Genomic DNA, 5,988 nt, shown 5'->3' with positions numbered 1-5,988 from the left:
TAACTGCACCGATAATATTTTGAAAACCCTGTCTCCATCAACATTAACTGCTCCCCTAAGTTTCAAAGTTTTTTCCCACTCCCCATCCTCCCTATCTGTCGCCATAGTCAGTTCCCAAATTTCCTCCCCCTCTTCTTTTCCCGGTGCTTGACGACGCACATAATATAAATGAGCATCTCCATCCAATATCTCAGACATCAATGCTTCAGCTTTTTTTCGACGTTGGTGAAATTCTGGATATTTCTTCAGAGCAACTTCACCCAACTGAGCGCGAACAAACTTATCCACTGCACTACCGACAAACCGATAACCCCAATCTTGAGAATTCAAAACTTTAGCAGGCAAAACTTTTGTTTCCGCTTTTAACACGGGAGTTACCGGAAGTGGCGAAATAATTTTGGCAGCAACCTCCAACTCCCGTCTACCATCTTCTGAGAATAGAGAAATTAAACCAGATAAATTTGTACCAGTAGGAATATCAGCAGTATTCAGCACAACCTCCAAATTTTGTCGCCCCGGTGACAGATAACTAGAGCGCACCTGCAACCATTTTAAATTACACAAAACCTCACAAACCGAACCCAGTTGTAACTCCCATCCCCGTTCCACCAGTCGATTTATTTCTACTTCCCCAAAATCAAGAATAGTGGGAATATCCCAACTTGCTCCTTCCCACTCCACATTTTCGGCAACACCATTTAATTTCACCTGACTCAAAATGGGGTTAGTATTAGCTTCCGCAAATATAGCAACTTCCCCATTGTCACCACCAACTGTTCGCTCTACTGTTAAATTTTCCAGTCGCACTCCCGGAACTGTTATTGTTAATGGGGGTTCAGTTGCAGCAAAAATTGCAGTATCAGTACCACTACCACGAATAGTAATTGATTTATCAATAGTAAAAGGCGCTTTATAATCTCCCGGTTGTAGATTTAGTTCATCTCCATCTTTTACCATTTCGAGTAATTGGAGAAAGTTGGATGGGTTAGTTTCAAATATTGTCATTATTATAGCATCTTGCTCGCCAGTATGAATTAATTATTATATCAGGAAATGATATTTTTCTCTACCCAAGCTACCGATTTTTATACTACGTTTAATGTCACAAATTGAAGTGCCGAATGTGGGTTATAATACAATACAGTTCAATTAAGAATTTTTTTTGGCAGTTCTGTAATCTCAAGAGCTACTCTCATGGTTCCATACCTTATGAATTTTCGTCTTAACTGAACCGTATTCGGTTATAATAACAGGACTTACGATCTAGCCGTTCGCCCCTTAATCCTGTTTTCCCTTCTTCACTATTCCCTATTCCCTTTTGAATATATTTACAAGCATTGAAAACTGATGGTACAGAAAACAAGTATTCAAAATTTGTTCTATATTACTCATATCAAAAATATCATCTCTATTTTAGAAAGAGGGATTCTATCTCACCAATCAATAGAAGATAATCGACTAGAACCTACAACGATTTACAATTCACAAATAGTAGATCGTCGTTCTCAAAAAATAGTTATTAATAATAAATCATTGTGGAGCTTTGCTAATCTTTACTTTCAACCTAGAAATCCAATGCTCTACTCAATTATTAATCATTATCCTCTCGAAGAAGTTGTTATTATTTCAGTAAAACGAAATATTTTAACTAGAAGAGATATTTGGATTACTACAGGCAATGCTGCTCATAACGACTCTCAAATTATTTCAATTAAGAAAGCAGAAGAAATAAATATTCTCAGACAAATCAAGAAAGAAACTGATAAAGAATGGTGGAGTAATGAGGATGGTTCTAAAAGAAAAATTATGGCTGAATGTTTAGTTCCCGATCGAGTTCCTGCTAGTAATATTCAGACTATTTATGTGGCTTGTGAAAAAGCAAATCAATCTTTAAGAGACACTTTTTCACAAAATAATTATGGTAAAAGTATTTCTATCGTAGTTGAGCCAAAAAAGTTTTTCCAACCAGAATGGAGTCGAAGATTAACAGAAAATATTTCTCTGATTCGTGGAGATATGTTTTTTTCCAATATGCAAACTTTGACTGTGAGTGTTAATTGTGTTGGTGTCATGGGAAAAGGATTAGCATCAACAGCAAAATCTAGATTTCCAGATGTTTATGTTAGATACGAAGCAGTTTGTAAAAGCAAAGATTTGCAAATAGGAAAGCCATATTTATATAAAAGAGAATCATCAGTAAAAGAACAATTAGGAGATAGTTCATTTTTTCTCCCTCAAGATTTTTTGAATAATGAACAAAAATGGTTTTTGCTCTTTCCGACAAAAAAACATTGGAGAAATCCTTCTGAAATTGAAGATATAAAAAATGGCTTGGAATGGCTTTGCAATAATTATAAAAAACAAGGCATAAAATCTTTAGCTATTCCTGCACTTGGATGTGGTTTAGGGAGTTTAGATTGGCAAGATGTCGGACCTTTAATGTGTAAATATTTAAGTTCTATGGATATTACTGTAGCTATATATTTACCAGCAGAAAAAAAATTGGATGAAAGGTTGATATCGGCAGATTTTTTACTGAGTCAAGTTGTTGATTTTTAAGAAAATTAGAAAATAATCAAGAGAAACAGGATGCAATTGAAAAAATATAAAAATAATTTACTTTTGGAGAAGATAAAAAAGTCTGGGGCCTGGCAAAAGGCTGAAAAATCCTTGAAGTTTTTAGTCTTTTCTATACTCTTATGAAGAAATTATCAATAATTATCTCAAAACTGTAGATATTAATCATGTGAGAACTGTGGCTAGGGTATTGATAAAACAGTTGCAGACTCGGAATTCTATTTTGTGTTTTGTTGGGGCTGAATATTATGCTTTTATCCATCGAACTTTTTGGGAATATTTTTGTGCGAGAGAGTTTGTTTGGCAGTTTCAAAAAGAACAGAAAATTTCTTAAGATGAACTGCTCGAGGAAGTTTTTGGTCAGCACTGGCAGGATGAAAAATGGCATGAGGTGTTGCGGTTAATTGCAGGGATGATCGGTTTAGAAAATAGCTAGTGCCAGCATCTAGCTCGCAGACTTCTTTGTTTGTAGTTGGGCTTTAGCCCTCAATATTTAGATCTTAGATCGCCGTACCAAAAGCCCAACAAGTTTTGTAGGTTGGGTTGAGGTACGTAGCTTGCTTCCCGTCAGGGTAACCCAACAGTATAATAGAGTTGTTGGGTTTCGCTGTCGCTCTACTCAACCTACTAACTACTAACGCAACGCCAAATCAGAACGCAACCTCAAATCTAAATCTTCTTCTGGATAAATCACAACAACCTCCGCTTTATCGCGACCTACAAACACTCCACCCAAAGCACCCAACCCCGCACCTATTAATAACCTTTCCACCTCCAAAACCTTATCTCCAAGAATTGCAGACAATAAAGCAGAAGCACCAGTACCCACAGCAGCACCCTTCAAAATATCCCCAGCATTAGCACCTTTTGTTATTCTTTCAGTATCAGTAACTACCTTAGAAATAGCATCAATACGAAACCTACGGCGATCGCCAATAATTAATTGTTCGGCAAAAAATTGAGTCCCATTAGAAACAGGTCGTAGTTCACCTTCTACCTGACTACCAAAAGGTATTATGACTCTTCCTTGAACATCCCTAATATCTTGAGTCACTGTCAACGTTAATCTCATCGACTCATCTGGAGTTACCACAACTTTTTCTGCTTCCTCATATCCTACAGGAATGAGTGTTCCTGCTGGTATTCGTGCTACAGGAAATGGTCTTCGTGGGTTGCCAGGGAATTGTCGTTGTCGGTTAAATTGAGCCATAGCTGGGTTTGACATTAAACCTGGAGTTGCTGTGGCTAATGTCATACCTAAAGTTAATAATAAAGATGTTCCAACACGCCATTTTTTTGAGTTAAACATAAGTAGTATCTATCCTCCAGTTCAGTTATCAGTTATTAGTGCAATAAGTGTAGGTTGGGTTGAGGAACGAAACCCAACAACAACAACAATAGACCTCTCCAAAAATACTGATTTTGGAACAGTGCTATAAGGGTTTCAAAACCTGTTCTGGAGATTTCTAACAAGGCTTTGTTGGGTTTAAGTTCGTTGTACAAGCGCCTACATTTTTAGGCGTGTCTGTTCAGTAGAGTTACATAACTAAAATGGTGCGTTACGACCGATTGTTAAATACCTTTCACAGTCTAAATTTTACCCGTAAATACGCACCCTACTACTTTTGACTTTTGACTTTTAACTTTTAACTTTTACAGCTTTTAAAGCTAAAATTCCTGCACCATAAACAGGTTGATGTCGAGGCCAAATAACTCTAGCAGTAGGAGCGATCGCCAAGATAGAATCTTCAAACCGACCGCGAAAATCAATCATACTGTTCCAGACACTTCCAATAGTAACCACTTCAAAACTTTCGTGAGGCTGAAATAAGGTAGATATCACAATTTTTGTAGCTATACTTAACTCCTTCACAGCACCTTGAATAATTTTCTTAGCTACCTTATCTCCTTTATCTGCGGCTACCGAGACAATGGGAGCAAGTGCGGCTATCTCTGTTGCACCCCATCCACGGCGATAGACTACTTCTACTATACCTTCAATGTTTGTCAGGCCCAGGTGTCTTTGAAAATCTGTAATTAAAGTAGTCGGAGATTCACGTCCATCATAACTTTTCAAAGCAGCTTGTAAACCTTTAATAGCTATATTATAACCACTACCTTCATCTCCCAATAGATAACCCCAACCACCAACCCGCTTAGTTAATCCCTGACTATTCTGGCCGAATACTTGGGAACCTGTACCTGCCATCGCCACAATACCTATAGAATATCCAATACCTCCCACCAAAGCGATGTTACTATCGCTACAAATAATTATGGTATTTGGCTGCAAAGCCCTTTTTATCGGAATATTAGTAATAATTTCTTGGAGTAAATTTTCTACTACTGGAAAATCTTCAGGTCTTCCTACTCCTGCTAAACCAAGACAAATTCCAGAGATTGGTTGATGGCTATTACTATTAGTAACTGCTTGACTAATAGCGGTTTGAATTGAATTTTTAGCTACTTCAATTCCTACACTCTGATAATTTGACGGACCGCTTTTACCACTACCAAGAATTTGATAATTTTCATCCATTAAAACGGCTTCTGTTTTGGTACCACCGCCATCAATTCCTAAAACATTGACTTGTTTCATCTTCTATCTATAATTACTATTATTTATCTAATTTAGAGGCAGGAAAAATTTTGGTATTATCAACAAACTATCCCCACTAGATAAAAATTATCACAAATAGTTATAAGCAATCTAACTTCGGAGTTTTAAGATGTTGTCTCTGGCTTAATGATGAAGGTGAAAATTATCATTTAAGAGAGTTTATAATTGAGGCAATCCTTATTTACTAAGCACTAAGATTTCATAATCAGTAAATTAGCGAGATAGAGTATTTTTCACTTCTTGTTTAACATTTTCGTAAGCATTCAGCGGTCAGCTATCAGCCATTAGCTTCATAGGAAATGAAGTAAAATTGCAGTATTGAAAGACTGAATTACCATGCTCAAGTATAGTTCAAAGCATATTTGAAGACCTTAGCTATTAACTGCAAATGTGTTTTTAAATTTGAAATTAAAAAGCTGATTGCTGACTGCTAATAGCTGAATGCTTACACATTTTCTTTTAGTAAATCAAGGTTTAGGAGAACCAGCATAATGAAATTGTAATTGATTATTTAGCTGAATTCTCAAATAATAACTTATATATTTCAACAGAAAAATATTACTTTTTTGACAACTGATAACTGATAACTAATAACTGATTTATAAGACTATGAAATGACTTAATATTAATGAAACTTATATTTAATTAATTAACATATTTAAAATTTAAACGAATTTTGGCAAAAAAAGTTGAAATGAGCTATTGAGGGCCAAATTTTAGGGAAAAATCGCGATTTTGCGCTTGTTTTAGCAATCTTTTCATAAACGCTACAAGTCTTGATGTGCAATAAA

The 5,988-nt window shown here is 36.0% G+C and carries 3 protein-coding genes and 1 pseudogene; 1 reads left to right on the top strand and 3 read right to left on the bottom strand.

From position 1 onward, the window contains the following. Positions 1–1,005, bottom strand: a pseudogene (locus F6K22_RS28575) (AAA domain-containing protein); the annotation flags it as partial. A gap of 342 nt (positions 1,006–1,347) precedes the next feature. Here F6K22_RS28575 and F6K22_RS28570 point away from each other — a divergent pair. Continuing rightward, positions 1,348–2,559: a DarT ssDNA thymidine ADP-ribosyltransferase family protein gene (locus F6K22_RS28570; RefSeq protein ID WP_293105880.1), complete on the top strand. Its 1,212-nt coding sequence runs from the start codon at positions 1,348–1,350 to the stop codon at positions 2,557–2,559. A gap of 652 nt (positions 2,560–3,211) precedes the next feature. Here the strand turns inward: F6K22_RS28570 and F6K22_RS28560 are convergent. Beyond that, positions 3,212–3,886 carry a hypothetical protein gene (locus F6K22_RS28560; protein ID WP_293105878.1) on the bottom strand — a complete coding sequence of 225 codons (675 nt, stop codon included), beginning with the start codon at positions 3,884–3,886 and terminating at the stop codon, positions 3,212–3,214. Positions 3,887–4,216: 330 nt separating this feature from the next. After that, positions 4,217–5,176, bottom strand: a complete 960-nt coding sequence (locus F6K22_RS28555; protein ID WP_293105876.1) for an N-acetylglucosamine kinase — start codon at positions 5,174–5,176, stop codon at positions 4,217–4,219. Positions 5,177–5,988 lie beyond the last annotated feature (812 nt).

It is taken from the genome of Okeania sp. SIO2F4 (genome assembly GCF_010672385.1).
Classification (GTDB): domain Bacteria; phylum Cyanobacteriota; class Cyanobacteriia; order Cyanobacteriales; family Microcoleaceae; genus Trichodesmium.
Note: the sequence above shows the minus strand (reverse complement) of the source record. Positions and strands in the feature narration are given on the sequence as shown.

Coding starts and splice junctions, on each gene's coding strand:
- F6K22_RS28570 (WP_293105880.1), top strand. CDS start 1,348: ATGGTACAGAAAACAAGTATTCAAAATTTGTTCTATATTACTCATATC.
- F6K22_RS28560 (WP_293105878.1), bottom strand. CDS start 3,886: ATGTTTAACTCAAAAAAATGGCGTGTTGGAACATCTTTATTATTAACT.
- F6K22_RS28555 (WP_293105876.1), bottom strand. CDS start 5,176: ATGAAACAAGTCAATGTTTTAGGAATTGATGGCGGTGGTACCAAAACA.